The organism is Mycobacterium sp. pV006, from assembly GCF_041287115.1.
GTDB lineage: Bacteria > Actinomycetota > Actinomycetes > Mycobacteriales > Mycobacteriaceae > Mycobacterium.
The window spans coordinates 1-17,220 of the sequence record NZ_JBGGKT010000022.1; the positions used below are offsets into that span (position 1 = coordinate 1).

Genomic DNA, 17,220 nt, shown 5'->3' on the forward strand with positions numbered 1-17,220 from the left:
CACCACCGACCCCACACCGGCATCGGCGGAATGACACCAATCGAGCGCCTACGCGTTCACAACCTACCCGTGAAGAACATCTAGCGCGACTTCGCGGCAATTCCGCCCGGACCCTTCTGCTGGAATTGGAACACGTTCTAGTCTGTAGCCATGACCGCAGTCGATGCCTCCTCGCGCCAGCGCTCGTCGGACCCGATGCTCCGTCATTTCCTGCACTCCGGACACCTCACCGCCGGGGCGTTGCGGCGGCACAAGGACCGGCCGGTGCTGTTCCTCGGCGACACCACGATGACCGGCGGCGAACTCGCCGACCGCATCAGCCAATACATCCAGGCGTTCGAGGCGCTGGGCGCCGGCACCGGTGCGGCGGTCGGGCTGCTGTCGCTGAACCGCCCCGAGGTGCTGATGATCATCGGCGCCGGCCAGACCCAGGGCTACCGGCGCACGGCACTACACCCTCTGGGTTCCCTCGACGACCACGCCTACGTGCTCACCGACGCGGAGGTGACGTCGCTGATCATCGACCCGAACCCGATGTTCGTCGAGCGGGCGCTGGGGTTGGTGCAGAAGGTGCCGTCGCTCAAGCAGGTGCTGACCATCGGCCCGGTGCCGCCCGAGCTCGTCGAGGCCGACGTCACCGCGGTCGACCTGACCGCCGAAGCCGCGAAGTACCCGGCCCAGCCGCTGGTCGCCGCGGATCTGCCGCCCGATCACATCGGCGGACTGACCTACACCGGCGGCACCACCGGCAAGCCCAAGGGCGTCATCGGCACCACGCAGTCGATCACCACGATGACCACGGTGCAGCTGGCCGAGTGGGAGTGGCCGGAGAACCCCCGTTTCCTGATGTGCACACCGCTGTCGCACGCCGGCGCCGCCTTCTTCACCCCGGTGATCGTCAAAGGCGGTGAGCTGCGGGTGATGACGAAGTTCGACCCCGCCGAGGTGCTGCGCGTCATCGAAGAGCAGAAGATCACCGCGACGATGCTGGTGCCGTCGATGATCTACGCGCTGATGGACCACCCGGATTCGCACACCCGCGATCTGTCGTCGCTGGAGACCGTCTACTACGGCGCCTCGGCGATGAATCCGGTCCGGCTCAAGGAGGCGATCCGCCGCTTCGGCCCGATCTTCGCGCAGTACTACGGCCAGTCCGAGGCGCCGATGGTGATCACCTACCTGTCGAAGAAGGACCACGACGAGAAGCGGCTCACGTCGTGCGGACGGCCGACGCTGTTCGCGCGCGTGGCGTTGCTCGACTCCGACGGCCGGCCGGTGCCCCAGGGCGAGGTCGGCGAGATCTGCGTGTCCGGGCCGCTGCTGTCCGGCGGGTACTGGAACCTGCCCGAGGCCACCGCGGACACGTTCCGGGACGGCTGGATGCACACCGGCGACCTGGCCCGCGAGGACGAGGACGGCTTCTACTACATCGTCGACCGCACCAAGGACATGATCGTCACGGGTGGGTTCAACGTGTTCCCCCGTGAAGTGGAAGACGTTGTGGCCGAACATCCTTCGGTGGCCCAGGTGTGCGTCATCGGCACTCCGGACGACAAGTGGGGCGAAGCGGTCACCGCGGTGGTCGTGCTGCGTCCCGACGCCGACGGCTCCGAGGAGGCGGTCGCGCGGATGACCACCGAGATCCAGACCGCGGTCAAGGAGCGCAAAGGTTCGGTGCAGTCCCCCAAGCAGGTGATCGTGGTGGACTCGGTGCCGGTGACCGCGCTGGGCAAGCCGGACAAGAAGGCGGTCCGGGCACAGTTCTGGGCTGGCGCCGACCGTTCCGTCGGCTGAGCCGACGAGTCAGGCACCGTAGGCTGAGACCCGTTGTGGCGAGCGCGCGTGTTTGTGCGCAACACACCGGGGAAAGGTGAGCACTTTGGGCGCGCTCGCGGGCCGCTGGTTTCCCGGTGACCACCTCGGTCTCGACTTTCCCGGCGACGCCGAGGCGCTCACAGCCGGCGGACCCGCGTTCCTGACCGACGCGCTGCACCGCGCCGGCACCCTGGCGGCCGGCAACGCCGTCGTCTCCGTCGACGAGGTCCGCGAGTTCCGCGGCGGCAGCACCGGCCGCAAGGCACTGCTGACCGTCTCCTACCGGCAGCCCACCGACCTTCCGGACGAATTGTTCGTCAAGTTCTCCCGCGACTTCGACGACCCGGCCCGCGACCTCGGGCGCAGCCAGATGGCACTCGAGGTGCGTTTCGCGTTGCTGACCCGCGACCAGAGTTTCCCGATCGCCGTGCCGCGCTGTGTGTTCGCCGACTATCACGCCGCCACCGGGACCGGAACTCTGATCACGAGCCGAATCCCGTTCGGCGTCAACGGCGTCGAACCGCACTACGACAAGTGCGCCGATTACACGATGCCCGACCCGCTGGCGCACTACCGCGCGTTGTTCACGGCGCTGGGGCGGTTGGCCGGCGCCCAGAAGAGCGGCCGGCTCGGCACCGATGCGGACTTCGCCGTCGACATGCGCGCCCTGTCGGTCGGGGAACGCCCGCCCCCGACCGGCGAACAGATACATCGCCGGCTCGACCAACTCGCCGAACTGGCGGGCCGCCCCGGCCTGCTGCCCGCGAATATCACGACGCCACAATTCCTCTCGCGGCTGCGGCGCGAGGCCCCCGGTGTGCCCGGCCGGGTCGACGCCCTGTGGGACACCCTCGGTGACCCGGACTACGTCGCGCTGTGTCATTGGAACGCCAACGTGGACAATGCGTGGTTCTGGCGCGACGGCGACGCACTGCGGTGCGGCCTACTCGACTGGGGCTGCGTCGGCGAGATGAACCTGGCGATGGCGGTGTGGGGTTCGCTGTGCAGCGCCGAAACCGCCCTGTGGGACACGCATCTCGACGAACTGCTCGAGCACCTCGTCGCCGAGTACGTCTCTGCCGGCGGTCCGCCGCTCGATGTCACGCGACTGCGCGCCCACTTACTGACCTACGTCGCGATCATGGGGACGACGTGGCTGCTCGACGTCCCGGGGTTCCTCCTCAAGGCGCTCCCCCCGGATGTGGCCGACCGATTCGACCCGCGGGTCGCCGACGACGAGCAGATCCGCAGCCGGCTGCTGATGATGACCAACTTCCTGAATCTGTGGGACCGGTCGGACGTCGCCGCGATCGTCGCTGACTGACCCAGACACCGTGCGGGGCGGCCAGAATCGGTTTCCAGGCGTAACTTCGGACCCATGGGCAATGCACGCATCCGGCCACCGTGGTGGCTCAAACCGCTCAACAAGACCCTGATGGCCGGGGTTCGGATCGGGCTCATCAAAGACGGGCCCGTGGTGCTGACGGTCACGGGCCGCAAGTCCGGACGCCTGCGCTCGACGCCGATCACCCCGTTCGAGGTCGACGGCCGACGCTACGTGGTCGGCGGCTTTCCCGGCGCGGACTGGGTCCGCAACGCACAGGCCCACCCCGAGGCGACGCTGACCCGCGGCAAGGTGCGCGAACCGGTGCGGATGGTCGAGCTCCCCGCCGAGGAGGCCCGCCCGCTGTTGCGCCAGTTCCCGACCCTGGTGCCCACCGGTGTCGACTTCATGAAGAACGCCGGGTTGGTCACCGGGGCGAACCCCGACGAGTTCGAAAGGCTGGCCGGGCGCTGCGCGGTGTTCCGGTTCGATAGCGTCTGACAGGTGGACAACCCGTTCGACGCCAGCCTGTGGGAGCCGGTCCCCGGCTTCGAGGACCTGACCGACATCACCTATCACCGCCACGTCGCCGACGGGCGGCGCCTGCCGACGGTGCGGGTCGCGTTCGACCGCCCCGAGGTGCGCAACGCGTTCCGACCCCACACGGTCGACGAGCTCTACCGCGTGCTCGACCACGCCCGGATGTCGTCCGACGTGGGCGTCATCCTGCTGACCGGCAACGGTCCGTCCCCCAAGGACGGCGGCTGGGCGTTCTGTTCGGGCGGTGACCAGCGCATCCGCGGCCGGTCGGGCTACCAGTACGCGTCCGGGGAGACCGCCGAGACCGTGGATCCGGCCCGCGCCGGCCGGCTGCACATCCTGGAGGTGCAGCGACTGATCCGGTTCATGCCGAAGCCGGTGATCTGCCTGGTCAACGGGTGGGCCGCCGGCGGCGGCCACTCGCTGCACGTGGTGTGCGACCTGACGCTGGCCAGCCGCGAGCACGCGCGGTTCAAACAGACCGACGCTGACGTCGGCTCGTTCGACGGTGGCTACGGCAGCGCGTACCTGGCACGCCAGACCGGACAGAAGTTCGCGCGCGAGATCTTCTTCCTGGGGCGGGCCTACACCGCCGAGCAGATGCACGCGATGGGCGCGGTCAACGAAGTGGTGGACCACGCGGACTTGGAAACCGTTGCGTTGCAATGGGCTTCGGAGATCAACGGCAAGTCGCCGCAAGCCATCCGGATGCTCAAGTACGCGTTCAACCTGCTCGACGACGGGTTGGTGGGTCAGCAGCTGTTCGCCGGCGAGGCCACCCGCCTGGCCTACATGACCGACGAGGCCGTCGAGGGCCGCGACGCGTTCCTGGAGAAACGCGACCCCGACTGGTCGCCGTTCCCCCGCTACTTCTGACCGCCGCCGGACCAACGGAGCGGACCAGGGAGAGGACGAGACCATGAGCAGGAATCCGTTGCGGCGGCTGGCCGATCAGGTGCTGCTGACCAGCATGCGTCCGCCGATCCTGCCGGCGCTGCTGGAGCGGACGTCACGCGACATCGTCGACCTGGCCGGGAAGCGGATCCTGCTGACGGGCGCGTCGTCGGGTATCGGGGAGGCGGCCGCGGAGAAGCTGGCCCGTCGCGGCGCCACGGTCATCGCGGTGGCGCGGCGCCAGGAACTGCTCGACGCGCTCGTCGAACGCATCACCACCGACGGCGGCGCCGCGCGCGCGTATGCGAGCGACCTGTCCGACCTCGACGCCGTCGACGACCTGGTGGCCGCTGTCGGCGAGGAATTCGGTGGCGTCGACATCCTGATCAACAACGCCGGCCGCTCGATCCGCCGCCCGCTGACCGAATCGCTGGACCGCTGGCACGACGTCGAGCGCACCATGGCCTTGAACTACTACGGTCCGCTGCGGCTGATCCGCGGGTTGGCCCCCGGAATGCTCGAGCGCGGCGACGGCCACATCATCAACGTGTCGACGTGGGGTGTGAAGACCGAGTCGCCGCCGCTGTTCGGGGTGTACAACGCGTCCAAGGCGGCGTTGTCGTCGATCAGCCGGATCATCGAAACCGAGTGGGCCGGCCGCGGTGTGCACGCCACGACGCTGTACTACCCGCTGGTCAAGACCCCGATGATCGCCCCGACCCGCGCCTACGACGGGCTGCCCGGACTGTCGGCCGCCGAGGCCGCCGGATGGATGGTCACCGCCGCGCGCCACCGCCCCGTCAGCATCGCACCGCGCATCGCCGTGACCGCCCACGCGATCAACAGCATCGCCCCGGGCGCCGTGGACGCCATCATGAAGCGCCAACGGATGCAGCCCACCGATCGATGATCGCGACCGTCGCCGACATCCTCCGCGTCCACGGGCGTGCGCGTCCCGACGCGCCGGCACTGATCGTCGACGACCGCGTCCTGACCTTCGCCGACCTCGACGCCCGCTCCAACCGGGCCGCGCAGGCCTTCGCCTCGGCCGGTGTCGGTCGCGGGGACCGGGTGGCGTTCGTCGAGAAGAACAGCGTCGAATTCTTCGACGTCGCTTTCGGTCTGGCGAAACTCGGCGCGGTCGCGGTGCCGGTGAACTGGCGCCTGGCCGCCCCGGAGATCCGCCACATCCTCGCCGACTGCGACGCGAAGGTCGTCGTCGTCGGCGCCGAGTTCTTCGGCCAACTCGAAGCCGTCGAGAACGACCTCGACGCGACGCTCGTCGCGGTCGGATCCCACGACCGCTGGCCTGATTTCGACGACTGGGTGGCCGGCCACTCGGCCGTCGACCCCGGGGTGCGCACGGCTGCCGACGACCTGGTGATGCTGATGTACACCTCGGGCACCACGGGGTTGCCCAAGGGGGTGATGCTCAGCAACGCCAACTACGTCTGCAAGACCGGCGGGGTGGCTGCGGGGGCGTGGCAGCTGTCCGCCGACGCGGTCAGTCTGGCGGTCATGCCGCTGTTCCACATGGCCGGTTCCGGTTGGGTGTTCGCCGGGTTATGGGAGGGCGCGACGACGGTGCTGCTCCGCGACGTGGTTCCGTCGGCGATCCTCGACGCGATCGAACGCCACCGCGTCACCAACATCCTGCTGGTGCCGGCCGTCATCGCGTCCCTGCTCGACACCCCGGAGGTCGAGTCCGCCGATCACTCGGCGTTACGCCTGATCGTCTACGGGGCCTCCCCGATCAGTGACGACGTGCTCCTGCGCGGCATCGACCGGTTCGGTGCCATCTTCGCGCAGGTGTACGGCATGACCGAGACGTCCGGATCAATCACCCAACTCGACGGCCCCGACCACACGCCGCAGCTGCTGCGCTCGTGCGGGAAGCCGTATCCGTGGGTCGAGTTGCGCATCGTCGGCCCGGACGGTCGGGATGTCCCGACCGGTGCGGTCGGCGAGGTGTGGACGCGTTCGGCGCAGAACATGCTGGGCTACTGGAACAACCCGGACGCCACCGCGGCCACGCTGACCGCCGACGGCTGGCTGCGCACGGGGGACGCCGGCTACGTCGACGCCGACGGCTACCTGTACCTCTACGACCGGGTCAAGGACATGATCGTCTCCGGCGGTGAGAACGTGTACCCGATCGAGGTGGAGAACGTTCTGATGGCGCATCCCGGGGTCGCCGACGTCGCGGTGATCGGCGTCCCCGATCCGAAGTGGGGCGAGGCCGTCAAGGCCGTCGTCGTCCCCGCGACCGGCGTCCGGCTCGACCGGACGGAGCTGCTCACGTTCGCCCGCAGCCGCCTGGCCGGGTTCAAACTGCCCAAGAGCATCGACGTCGTCGACGCGTTGCCGCGCACGCCCAGCGGCAAGATCCTCAAACGCGCTCTGCGCGAGCCGTACTGGGCCGACGCGGAGCGCCGCATCGGCTGAGCACTCTGGTAGACACAATGACCATGGACATCCTGGCCAGCCGGGTGCTGTTCCGCCCGAAGGACTATGCGCGCACGGTGGCGTTCTATCGCGACGGGCTGGGCCTCGCGATCGCGCGGGAGTACGCCGCCGGGACCGTGTTCTATGCCGGGCAGTCGCTGATCGAGATCGCCGGCCACGGCGGCCCGGACGAGGGTGCGCCGCCGTTTCCCGGCGCGCTGTGGCTGCAGGTGCGCGACGTCTACGCCACCCAGGAGGAGTTCCGCGCGCGCGGTGTCACGATCACCCGCGAGGCGAAGCAGGAGCCGTGGGGACTGCTCGAGATGCACGTCAGCGATCCGGACGGGGTGGAGCTGATCTTCGTGCAGGTGCCCGACGACCATCCGTTGCGGCGCGACATCCGGAATTAACGCGTCGGCGCCCCCAACGGCCACCCGACCGAGGCCAACCGGGCCGCGACCTGGTGGATCTCCTCGGGGTTGGGTTCCTTGGCCGTCACCATGTGGATGGCCGCGCGGATCTCCTGCGGGGTGACCGTGTCGGAATCGTTGCCCCGCAACACGGCCTGGGCGACCTCGACGACCTCTTCCTCGGTCAGGGTGCGCGACAACAACGCCAGCAGGGGAAAGTAGTCATGCCGCGGGACGCCCTGCGGGTAGCCGTCGTGCAGCCACGTCAGCACGCTTTCGAAAACACCGGAAGCCATTTACATCACTCACTTGGCGGGCAGGAACGGGAACAGGTCCACACCGGTGTGGTGGATGATCGTCGCGCGGGTGATCCACAGCACCGCGGTGATGATCGCCCACGCCACGAACACGAACAGTGCGATGCCCAGGTAGCGCATGCCGGGCCGGGCGGCCACGACGGCGGACCCGTCGGACCCGTCGCTGCCCTGGCCGCGCGAGTACGCCACCAATCCGGCGGCGAACAGCGCCGGCAGCCCGGCCCCCAGCACGAGGCCGACGGCCAACACCTTCAGGATGCTCTCGAAGTACGTCATCACTGTCCTTCCCGGCTCAGACGGCGACCGGTTCGACGGTCGGCTTGGGCGATGTCGGGATCTCGCGCAGTTCGGCCGGGATGACCGAGTTGGTCTGGCCGTCCCAGTCGGCGTTGACGTTGGAGTGGTCCACCTTCTGGATCTGGGCGCGCCGCCACATGGCGTAGGACGCGGCCACCAGCACCGCGAAGATCAGGCCGTCGCCGGCCAACGCGGAACCGGTCAACGCCTCCACCCCGTGCGACAACCAGAACGCCAGCGCTCCGACCAGCCCGGCCGCGGGCAGTGTCACCAACCAGGCCACGGCCATCCGGCCGGCCACCGCCCAGCGCACCTCGGCGCCGGTCTTGCCGACGCCGCTGCCCAGGATCGATCCGGTGGCGACGTGGGTGGTCGACAGCGCCATACCCGCCGCGCTGGAGCTCAGGATGATCGCCGCCGACGACGCCTCGGCGGCCAGACCCTGCGGCGACTCGATCTCGACGAGCCCCTTGCCCAGGGTGCGGATGACGCGCCAGCCGCCCAGATAGGTGCCCAGGCCGATGGCCACCGCGCAGCTGAAGATCACCCAGAACGGCAGCCCGTCCTGCTTCACGTCGCCGCTGAGGTGACCGGTGGTGATCAGCGCGAGCGCGATGACGCCCATCGTCTTCTGCGCGTCGTTGGTGCCGTGCGACAGCGCGACCAGCGAGGCGGTCGCGATCTGTCCCCAACGGAAGCCCTGTTCGCGCTGCTTCTTGGCGACGTTGCGGGTGATCCGGTAGACCAGCCAGGTGCCGCAGGCCGCGACCAGACAGGCGATCACCGGCGCCGCGAGCGCGGGCAGCAGCACCTTCGCCGTCACCCCGGACCAGTTGACCCCACCCAGACCGATGGCCGCGATCCCGGCACCGATCAGACCGCCGAACAGCGCATGCGACGAACTCGACGGGATGCCGAAGAGCCACGTCAGCAGGTTCCACAGGATGCCGCCGATGAGCCCGGCGAAGATGATGGTCAGCCCGGTAGAGGCGTCGATGGTCGGCAGCAGCGCGCCGCTGGCGCCGTCCTGGATCCGCAGCACCGAGGTGGTGACGGTGACGGCGACCTCCACCGACAGGAAGGCGCCGACGAGATTGAGCACCCCGGCCAGCAACACCGCCGACTTGGGCTTGAGCGCGCGGGTCGCGACCGACGTGGCCATCGCGTTCCCGGTGTCGTGGAACCCGTTGGTGAAGTCGAACGCCAGTGCCGTTGCCACCAACAGCACCAGAATGATCAACTCTGCGCTCATGCCGTCATTCTGCTGCTCGCAGCGCGGAATCCACTAATCGACACCCGGAAAAATCGACGTCCTGACGTGCCACTTTTCCCGCGCTGGGAACACTGTTCATCTGTTGTTCACCTGACGTCCGGATGTTGTTGGCCCGGCTGATCCCAGCCGTCCCACAGCTACCATCGGAACCGCACGCATCCTGCCGACCGAGGACACACCATAGCCACGCTGCAGCCCGTCGAGATCCCCTCCGGCCCGGCCGCCGTGTCCGCTGTCCGGGTGGCCGACGACGTCCTGCACGGCCGCATCTGCGCGTTGCCGGTACCTGCTGCGGATCCCGCCCAGATCACGCTGCTGACAACGACTTTGCGGGCCGGCGAACCGATCGACGACGCCGTCGCGGTGGTGCTGTCCACCTCGGGGACCACGGGACCGCCGAAAGGCGCGCTGCTACCCGTGTCGGCCCTGACCGCCAGCGCGGAGGCCACCCACGACCGGCTCGGCGGACCGGGTCGGTGGCTGCTGGCGTTGCCGGCCTATCACGTCGCGGGATTCCAGGTGCTGGTGCGCAGCGCGCTCACCGGCACTGACCCGGTGGCGGTGCCCCCCGGCTTCGCTCCCGCCGATCTGGTGGTCGCGGTGGCCGCCATGGGCAGCGGCCGGCGCTATGCATCGCTGGTTGCCGCACAGCTGGACAAGGCGCTGCGTGATCGGTCCGCCACCGATGCGTTGGCCGCGCTGGACGCCGTCCTGATCGGTGGCGGTCCGATGCCCGCCGGACTGTCCGAAAAGGCCTCTGCCGCAGGGATTACGGTGGTGCGCACCTACGGGATGAGTGAGACCGCCGGCGGCTGCGTCTACGACGGCCGACCCCTGACCGGGGTGGAGGTGAAAGTATCCGACGCCGGCCTGGTTTCGTTGGGTGGGCCGACGGTCGCCCTGGGTTACCGCAACCCCGTCACCCCGGACCCGTTCGCTGATCCTGGCTGGTTCCAAACCAATGACGTTGGCGTGCTGGATGATTCGGGCACGCTTCGCATTCTGGGCCGCGCCGACGACGGCATCAGTACCGGTGGGCTGACGGTGCTGCCGGAACTGGTGGAGGCCGCGGTGCAGACCCATCCGGGGGTGGCCGAGTGCGCAGTCTTCGGCGTGCCCGACCAGCGGCTCGGTCAGCGCGTGGTCGTCGCGGTAGTCCCCGAACGCGGCGCCACAGTGACGCTGGAAGCGCTGCGCGAGCACGTGGCCACCCGGCTGGCGCCGACGGCCGCGCCGCGGGAACTGCACGTCGTCGACGAGCTGCCACGGCGAGGCATCGGCAAGGTGGACCGGCGCGCGCTGGCGAGCCGGTTCGAAGACGCCGCGCCTTCGGCATGATGGGACCCATGAGCCGCCAGGTCACCAGCGCCGAGGAACTGCGCGCCATCGTCGGCCAACCCAGCCAACCGGTCATCGACAAGGTCAAGGACCGGCTGTTGCCGCCGCACCGGCAGTGGTTGGCGCACACACCGCTGGGCTTCGTCGCGACCACCGACGCCGCAGGCCGGGTGGACGTCTCACCCAAAGGGGACCCCGCCGGATTCGTCCACGTCATCGACGACACCACCATCGCGATTCCGGAACGCCCCGGCAACCGGCGGGTCGACGGCTACCTCAACGTGCTGGAGCGACCCCGCGTGGGCACCCTGTTCGTCATCCCCGGCCGCGGGGACACGCTGCGCATCAACGGCAGCGCCCGCGTCATGGCCGACGCCGACTACTTCGACACCATGGTGGTCGCGGGCAAACGTCCGCTCCTGGCGCTGGAAATCGATGTCGAAGAGGTGTTCTTCCACTGCTCCAAGGCATTTCTGCGCGCTGAGGCCTGGCAACCCGACACGTGGGATCCCGCCGCGGTTCCCAGTGCCGCGCAGTTGGTCAAGATGATGTGGGAGTCGGCCGATCTCGGGCAGCTGACCGACTACTTCAGCGAGTCCAACATGCGCACCATGCTGTACTGAACGGCCAACACTGACGATTGGATGACATCCAGGCGGGCAACCGTCGTTGCGCGCTAACCTCGGTGTGGTGACCCGTGTGCTGATCGCGGACGACGACGACGTCGTGCGCAACGTGGTGCGTCGGTACCTGGAGCGCGACGGTCTGGAAGTCCTGTCCGCCAACGACGGCACCGAAGCGCTGCGCCTGTTGCGTTCCCAACGCATCGACGTCGCCGTCCTCGACGTGATGATGCCCGGGCCCAACGGACTGTCGCTGTGCCGCGGACTGCGGCGCGGCGGCGATTTCTCGATGCCGGTCATCCTGCTGACCGCGCTCGGCGAGGAGGAGGACCGCATCGCGGGCCTCGAGGCCGGCGCCGACGACTACCTGACCAAACCGTTCAGTCCACGCGAGTTGGTGCTGCGGGTCCGCTCGGTGTTGCGCCGCAGTCCCGCCGCCGGGCCGTCCCCCGACCAGATCCGGTCCGGCGATCTGACGGTGTCACCCGCGGCCCGCACGGCATCGGTGGCGGGCGTCCCGGTCAGCCTGACGAACCGCGAATTCGACCTGCTGGTGTTCTTCCTGACTCACAGCGACGTCGTGTTCACCCGCGAGGACCTGCTCAAGCAGGTCTGGCGGTGGGACTTCGGCGACCTGTCCACCGTGACGGTGCACGTGAAGCGGTTGCGCGCCAAACTCGGCGACCGGCACCGGGTGCAGACGGTGTGGGGCCGCGGTTACATGTGGGCGTCGCAGCAACCCGCGCCGGCCTCCGGACAGACGGATGCCGCCAGCTGAGTTCGCCGAGATCGTCGGCTGGGCCCTGGCCTGCTCGGTACCCGTAGTCATCGCCGGCGCCGCGGTGATCCGCATCGCGCGCTCGTGGTCGCTCGCGGTGAGCATGGTCGCGCTGGTGCTCATCCCGGTGCTCGCGACCTTCACCGGGGTGCTGGGCGCCAGTGGGTTCACGGTGACCGAGACGTTCTCGCGGACGTGCGTCGTGCTGGTGGTGGTGGCGATCGTGACGATCCCGGCCGCGGTGATGCTGGGCCGCTACCAGGCGCGTCGCACGGTGTGGGAGGCCGAGATCCGCGACTCCGAACAGGCCGCCGAACAGTCGCGGCGGCAGTTGGTGGCCTTCGTCAGCCACGATCTGCGCACCCCGCTGGCCGGGATCCGGGCGGTGGCCGAGGCGCTCGCCGACGGGGTGGTGCCCGCCGAGGAGGTCGCCGCGCACGCCCAGCACATCGAGCACGAGTCGGTGCGGCTCAGCGAGATGGTCGACGACCTGTTCGAGATGTCGAAGATCAACGCCGGCGCACTGACCCCGTCGCTGGACCCCGTCGCCCTCGACGAGGTCGTCGACGACGTGCTCGCAGCCCACCGCTTGACCGCCGAACGCGCCGGTGTGCAATTGCGCGCCGACCTGCCCGAGCAGCCGGTGCGCGTCCTGGGCAGCCACCGCGCGCTGGTGCGGGTGTTGTCGAACCTGGTGGCCAACGCGATCGCCCACACCCCGCCCGGCGGCCGGGTCGAGCTCGCCCTGGGCGCCGACGGGCACGCCGCGTGGGCGCGCGTCGACGACACCGGGGTCGGCATCGACGAAGCCGACCTGCCGCGCGTGTTCGATGTCGCGTACCGCGGCTCCAACGGCCGTGTGCCGCGGGCGGATTCGTCGCTGCCCAGCGGATCGGGCCTGGGGCTGGCGATCGCGGCCGGACTGGTGCAGGCCCATCGCGGCACCGTCTCGGCGCACAATCTGACCACCGGCGCGCGCTTCGAGGTGCGGCTGCCGCTGGCGTGACCTCAGCCTGGCAGAGAGTTGCTCAACCGCTCGGCCGCGGCCAGGTAGTCCTCGATGAACTCGCGCACCACCTCGCGGGCCGGCTTGACCTTGTTCATCAGGCCGACGCCCTGCCCGACGAAATAGGTGGCCAGCGCCTGGGCTCCCTCGTGGCCCTGCGAGGCCAGCACGTCGATGCGCCGGATCACCGGCTCGCACAACATCGACTGCAGCGGCAGCGGCAGCGGCTGCTGACCGTCCTTGGCCGGGAGCCACGCGTCGGTCCACTCCGAACGCAGCTGGCGCGACGGCTTGCCGGTGCGGCCCGCCGAACGCACCGTGTCGCGCGACGTGGCGGCCAGCATCTTGGCCACGGTGTGCGGCGCGGTCTCGGCTTCCTCGGTGGTCAGCCACACCGAACCCGTCCAGGCGCCGGCCGCGCCGATGGCCACCATGCCCGCCATCTGGCGGCCGGTGACGATGCCTCCGGCGGCCAGCACCGGCACCGCACCGTCGACCGCCTCGAGCACCTCGGGGACGACGACCAGCGTGCTGACCTCGCCGCAGTGTCCGCCGGCCTCGGTGCCCTGCGCGACGATCAGGTCCACGCCCGCGGCGACCTGCTTGACCGCATGCTCCTTGGCGCCGACCAAGGCGGCCACGCGCACCCCGTGTTCTCGCCCGGCCTCTAACATGTAGTCCGGCGGCACGCCGAGTGCGTTGGCGATCAACCGGATCGGGTGCGACAGCGCCACATCGAGCAGTTCCTGGCCGGTGTTGCCCGACAGCATCGGCTTGCCCAGGCGGCGCTCGGGTTCGGGCTCGATGTCGTAGGCGCGCAGCAGGTTGTCGACGATGTCCTTGTACTCCTGCGGGATCCGCCCGGCCAGGTCGGTGCTGGACAACTTCTCGCCTTTGCCCTCGAACTTCGCGGGCACGATCAGGTCGACGCCGTAGGGCTTACCGGCGACGGCCTCGTCGATCCAGGCGAGCTCCTGGTCGAGTTGCTCGGGGCTGTAGGCCGTCGCGCCGAGCACGCCGAAGCCACCCGCGTTGGTGACGGCCGCCACCACGTCGCGGCAATGGCTGAACGCGAAAAGCGGGAAATCGATGCCGTACTGCTCGCACAGTGCTCTGCTCATGGCGTCAGTATGGCTTGACGGGTGTCAACGACACCAGGGGCCCCTGCCCCAGTTCTCACGGCAGCTCGAACGGCAGCGTCATCCCCTCGTGGGGCAGACAGTGCGTGCAGGTTCGTTCGGAGTCGACGACCACAGCGGCCTCAATGGCCTCGTGCACGAGCTTCTTGAACGGCACCAGGTTGCGCTGGAACTCGGCGAAGACGTCGACCGCGCGCACCCCCTGCCCCGACTCGATGCCCGCATCCAGGTCGGTCACCAGTGCGATTGCGGCGTAACACATCTCGAGCTCACGGGCGAGCACTGCCTCCGGGTAGCCGGTCATGTTGACCAGCCGGAAGCCCTGGCTTGCGAACCACCGACTCTCGGCGCGCGTGGAGAACCGCGGCCCCTGGATCACCACCATCGCGCCACCGTCGACGACGTCGGGCAGGCCGGTGACCGCGGTTCGCAGCGACGGGCAGTACGGATCGGCGAAGTCGACGTGGATGCCGCCGGAATCGAAGTAGGTGTCCGCGCGCCCGGAGGTGCGGTCGACGAGTTGGTCCGGCACCACGATCGAGCCGGGGCCCAACGCCGGGTCGAGGCTGCCGACCGCGCACGGGCCGAACACCCGCCGCACCCCGAGCGTGCGTAGCGCCCACATGTTGGCGCGGTAGGGCACGGTGTGGGGCGAGAACTCGTGGTCGATGCCGTGGCGCGGCAGGAACGCGACCTCGTGCGCACCGACCGTGCCGACGGTGAGCGGTGCGCTCGGCGGACCGTACGGGGTGTCCACGCTGACGGCGCGGGCGTCGGCTCCGAAGAACGAGTAGAAGCCGCTGCCGCCGATGACTCCGATCACCGGCTACGCGTCGTCGTCGGACTGCTGCACCGCGCGCCGGGCGGTATCGCGGATCTCGAACACGTCGGTGGCGAACCCGCCGACGGCGTTCGCGACGTCCTTGACCGCCGTGGTGATGATCGTGCTCACCTCGCCGATGACCGAGGCGCCGGACGCGACGATCTCCTGGAGCGCGTCCTTACCGATCTCGGCCTTGCTCAGTCGCTCGTCCATGCGCACAGTCTGCCACGCCCGGCGACCTGCAAGACTGGCCCTCGTGGCCACATTCGCGCAGTGGGTGGAGGGCGCGCGTCCGCGGACGCTGCCCAACGCCGTCGCCCCCGTCCTCGCAGGCACCGGTGCCGCCGCGGCGCTCGACGGTGCGTCGTGGTGGCGTGCGCTGCTGGCCTTGCTGGTCTCGCTCGGCATGATCGTCGGGGTCAACTACGCCAACGACTACTCCGACGGCATCCGCGGCACCGACGACGTCCGCGCCGGCCCGTTGCGGTTGGTCGGTTCGAAGGTGGCGTCGCCGCGGGCGGTGCTGACCGCGGCGATCGTGAGCCTGACGATCGGCGCGCTCGCCGGTCTGGTGCTGGCCTGGGTGTCGGCGCCGTGGCTGATCGCCGTCGGCGCGGTATGCATCGCCGGGGCCTGGCTGTACACCGGCGGGTCGAAGCCGTACGGCTACCGCGGGTTCGGCGAGATCGCCGTGTTCGTGTTCTTCGGCCTGGTCGCGGTGCTGGGCACGCAGTACACACAGGCGCTGCGGGTCGACTGGGTGGGCGTGACGCTCGCGGTCGCGACGGGCTGTCTGTCGTCGGCGGTGCTGGTGGCCAACAACCTGCGCGACATCCCCACCGACGCCGAGAGCGGCAAGATCACCCTGGCCGTGCGGCTCGGCGACGCGAAGACGCGGGTGCTGTTCCAGGTGTTGCTGGCCGCCGCGTTCGCGCTGACGTTGGTGCTGGTGGCCGCGACGCCGTGGTGCGCGGTCGGGCTGGTCGCGCTGCCGCCGGCGCTGCGGGCCGTCAAGCCGGTGCGCGGCGGTGCCGGTGGTAAGGACCTGATCCTCGTGTTGCGCGACACCGGGCTGACGATGCTGGTGTGGGCGGTCGCGGTCGCGCTGGCGTTGATTTTCGGCTGATCGGGTGGCCTGAAGCACTCTGAGCGGGCGTTTGCGCCCCGGATTCGCGTGGTATCTAGGCCGGGATGAACGCTGCCCCGACATCCGGTGAGTCCGTCGACGCCCGCGAGGCCCACCGGGTGGTGGCGGCGCTGTCCGAGGCGTTCTCCGCGAAGATCGTCGGTCAGGAACGCCTGCGTGAATCCCTGCTGATCGGTCTGCTCACCGGCGGGCACGTACTGCTGGAGAGTGTGCCGGGGCTGGCCAAGACCACCGCGGCGCGCGTGATCGCCGAGTCGATCGACGGGCGCTTCCACCGCATCCAGTGCACCCCGGACCTGCTGCCCAGCGACATCGTCGGCACCCAGATCTACGACGCCTCGACGGGCCGGTTCGTCACGCAGCTGGGCCCGGTGCACGCCAACGTCGTACTGCTCGACGAGATCAACCGTTCCAGCGCCAAGACCCAGAGCGCGATGCTCGAAGCGATGGAGGAACGGCAGACCACGATCGCGGGCACGGTGTACCCGATCCCCGAGCCGTTCCTGGTGATCGCGACCCAGAACCCGGTCGACCAGGAAGGCACCTACGCCCTGTCGGAGGCCCAGACCGACCGGTTCCTGATCAAGGAGATCGTCGGCTACCCGACGCCGGAGCAAGAGGTCGAAGTCATGCTGCGCCGCGACGCCGGGATCTACGAGAAAGACCGCCCCACCCGTCCGGTGGCCACGCTGGAGCAGATCCGGCGCGTCCAGCAGGTGGTGCGCGAGGTGTACATGAGCCCCGAGTTGATGCTCTACGCCGGGCGGCTGGTCGGCGTGACCCGCGACCCGGGCAACCACCTGCCCGCTCAGGTGGCCCGGCTGGTCGACTACGGCGCCAGCCCGCGCGCCACCATCGCCCTGTGCACCGCAGCCCGCGCGCTGGCCGTGCTGGCCGGCCGAAATCATGTGCTGCCCAGCGATGTCGCCGACGTCGCCCACCGGGTGCTGCAGCACCGGCTGATCCTCGGCTTCGAGGCGGCCGGCGCCGGCGTCACCGCCGACGTGGTGATCGACGCCGCCCTGCGAGCCGTGCGGGTGCCCTGAGGGGG

General features: G+C 69.6%; 19 protein-coding genes. 13 read left to right on the plus strand and 6 right to left on the minus strand.

The window, feature by feature from the left end; translation table 11 throughout:
- Window positions 1-150: 150 nt before the first annotated feature.
- The 7 genes from fadD8 to ACAG25_RS22905 all read left to right on the plus strand — a co-directional run bounded on the left by fadD8 (window position 151) and on the right by ACAG25_RS22905 (window position 7,428).
- Window positions 151-1,794: a fatty-acid--CoA ligase FadD8 gene (gene fadD8 / locus ACAG25_RS22875; protein WP_370490771.1), complete on the plus strand. Its 1,644-nt coding sequence runs from the start codon at window positions 151-153 to the stop codon at window positions 1,792-1,794.
- An 85-nt stretch (window positions 1,795-1,879) separates the two neighbouring features.
- Window positions 1,880-3,139: a hypothetical protein gene (locus ACAG25_RS22880; RefSeq protein WP_370490772.1), complete on the plus strand. Its 1,260-nt coding sequence runs from the start codon at window positions 1,880-1,882 to the stop codon at window positions 3,137-3,139.
- A gap of 54 nt (window positions 3,140-3,193) precedes the next feature.
- Entirely contained in the window at window positions 3,194-3,640 is a 447-nt protein-coding gene (locus ACAG25_RS22885; protein WP_370490773.1) for a nitroreductase family deazaflavin-dependent oxidoreductase, read from the plus strand.
- 3 nt (window positions 3,641-3,643) lie between these two features.
- Complete coding sequence (locus tag ACAG25_RS22890) at window positions 3,644-4,555, plus strand: 1,4-dihydroxy-2-naphthoyl-CoA synthase (protein WP_370490774.1); 912 nt, start codon at window positions 3,644-3,646, stop codon at window positions 4,553-4,555.
- 43 nt (window positions 4,556-4,598) lie between these two features.
- Window positions 4,599-5,483 (plus strand): SDR family oxidoreductase, encoded by an 885-nt coding sequence (locus tag ACAG25_RS22895; RefSeq protein WP_370490775.1) that lies wholly within the window; start codon window positions 4,599-4,601, stop codon window positions 5,481-5,483.
- The gene (locus ACAG25_RS22900) at window positions 5,480-7,018 is read left to right on the plus strand and encodes a long-chain-fatty-acid--CoA ligase (protein WP_370490776.1); all 1,539 of its coding nucleotides are present in this window, start codon (window positions 5,480-5,482) and stop codon (window positions 7,016-7,018) included. Before ACAG25_RS22895 ends, ACAG25_RS22900 begins: the two co-directional genes overlap by 4 nt.
- 23 nt (window positions 7,019-7,041) lie before the next feature.
- Window positions 7,042-7,428 carry a VOC family protein gene (locus ACAG25_RS22905; RefSeq protein ID WP_370490813.1) on the plus strand — a complete coding sequence of 129 codons (387 nt, stop codon included), beginning with the start codon at window positions 7,042-7,044 and terminating at the stop codon, window positions 7,426-7,428.
- Here ACAG25_RS22905 and ACAG25_RS22910 read toward each other — a convergent pair.
- From ACAG25_RS22910 to ACAG25_RS22920, 3 genes are read right to left on the minus strand one after another with little or no spacing between them, the layout of a single operon-like run.
- Complete coding sequence (locus tag ACAG25_RS22910) at window positions 7,425-7,724, minus strand: DUF3349 domain-containing protein (RefSeq protein WP_370490777.1); 300 nt, start codon at window positions 7,722-7,724, stop codon at window positions 7,425-7,427. The two genes, ACAG25_RS22905 and ACAG25_RS22910, sit on opposite strands and share 4 nt — an antisense overlap.
- Before the next feature lie 9 nt (window positions 7,725-7,733).
- Window positions 7,734-8,021 carry a hypothetical protein gene (locus ACAG25_RS22915; RefSeq protein ID WP_370490778.1) on the minus strand — a complete coding sequence of 96 codons (288 nt, stop codon included), beginning with the start codon at window positions 8,019-8,021 and terminating at the stop codon, window positions 7,734-7,736.
- A 16-nt stretch (window positions 8,022-8,037) separates the two neighbouring features.
- Window positions 8,038-9,294 carry an anion permease gene (locus tag ACAG25_RS22920; protein WP_370490779.1) on the minus strand — a complete coding sequence of 419 codons (1,257 nt, stop codon included), beginning with the start codon at window positions 9,292-9,294 and terminating at the stop codon, window positions 8,038-8,040.
- Window positions 9,295-9,495: 201 nt separating this feature from the next.
- On the opposite strand from ACAG25_RS22920, the gene menE reads away from it, so the two are divergent.
- The 4 genes from menE to ACAG25_RS22940 all read left to right on the plus strand — a co-directional run bounded on the left by menE (window position 9,496) and on the right by ACAG25_RS22940 (window position 13,060).
- Window positions 9,496-10,653: an o-succinylbenzoate--CoA ligase gene (gene menE, locus ACAG25_RS22925; RefSeq protein WP_370490814.1), complete on the plus strand. Its 1,158-nt coding sequence runs from the start codon at window positions 9,496-9,498 to the stop codon at window positions 10,651-10,653.
- A gap of 8 nt (window positions 10,654-10,661) precedes the next feature.
- On the plus strand, window positions 10,662-11,276 hold the full coding sequence (locus ACAG25_RS22930; RefSeq protein ID WP_370490780.1) for a pyridoxamine 5'-phosphate oxidase family protein: 615 nt from the start codon (window positions 10,662-10,664) through the stop codon (window positions 11,274-11,276).
- A 67-nt stretch (window positions 11,277-11,343) separates the two neighbouring features.
- Window positions 11,344-12,054: a response regulator transcription factor gene (locus ACAG25_RS22935; RefSeq protein WP_370490781.1), complete on the plus strand. Its 711-nt coding sequence runs from the start codon at window positions 11,344-11,346 to the stop codon at window positions 12,052-12,054.
- Window positions 12,041-13,060: a sensor histidine kinase gene (locus ACAG25_RS22940; RefSeq protein ID WP_370490782.1), complete on the plus strand. Its 1,020-nt coding sequence runs from the start codon at window positions 12,041-12,043 to the stop codon at window positions 13,058-13,060. The genes ACAG25_RS22935 and ACAG25_RS22940 overlap by 14 nt, the downstream gene beginning before the upstream one ends.
- Before the next feature lie 2 nt (window positions 13,061-13,062).
- Here ACAG25_RS22940 and ACAG25_RS22945 read toward each other — a convergent pair whose 3' ends face one another.
- The 3 genes from ACAG25_RS22945 to ACAG25_RS22955 are packed head-to-tail and all read right to left on the minus strand — an operon-like array spanning window position 13,063 to window position 15,235.
- Window positions 13,063-14,181, minus strand: a complete 1,119-nt coding sequence (locus ACAG25_RS22945) for an NAD(P)H-dependent flavin oxidoreductase (RefSeq protein WP_370490783.1) — start codon at window positions 14,179-14,181, stop codon at window positions 13,063-13,065.
- A gap of 55 nt (window positions 14,182-14,236) precedes the next feature.
- The gene (locus tag ACAG25_RS22950; RefSeq protein WP_370490784.1) at window positions 14,237-15,022 is read right to left on the minus strand and encodes an S-methyl-5'-thioadenosine phosphorylase; all 786 of its coding nucleotides are present in this window, start codon (window positions 15,020-15,022) and stop codon (window positions 14,237-14,239) included.
- Between the two features lie 3 nt (window positions 15,023-15,025).
- On the minus strand, window positions 15,026-15,235 hold the full coding sequence (locus ACAG25_RS22955; protein ID WP_370490785.1) for a hypothetical protein: 210 nt from the start codon (window positions 15,233-15,235) through the stop codon (window positions 15,026-15,028).
- A gap of 43 nt (window positions 15,236-15,278) precedes the next feature.
- Between ACAG25_RS22955 and ACAG25_RS22960 the strand changes: the two genes are divergently transcribed.
- Window positions 15,279-16,148: a 1,4-dihydroxy-2-naphthoate polyprenyltransferase gene (locus tag ACAG25_RS22960; RefSeq protein ID WP_370490786.1), complete on the plus strand. Its 870-nt coding sequence runs from the start codon at window positions 15,279-15,281 to the stop codon at window positions 16,146-16,148.
- Between the two features lie 65 nt (window positions 16,149-16,213).
- On the plus strand, window positions 16,214-17,215 hold the full coding sequence (locus ACAG25_RS22965; protein ID WP_370490787.1) for an AAA family ATPase: 1,002 nt from the start codon (window positions 16,214-16,216) through the stop codon (window positions 17,213-17,215).
- Window positions 17,216-17,220 lie beyond the last annotated feature (5 nt).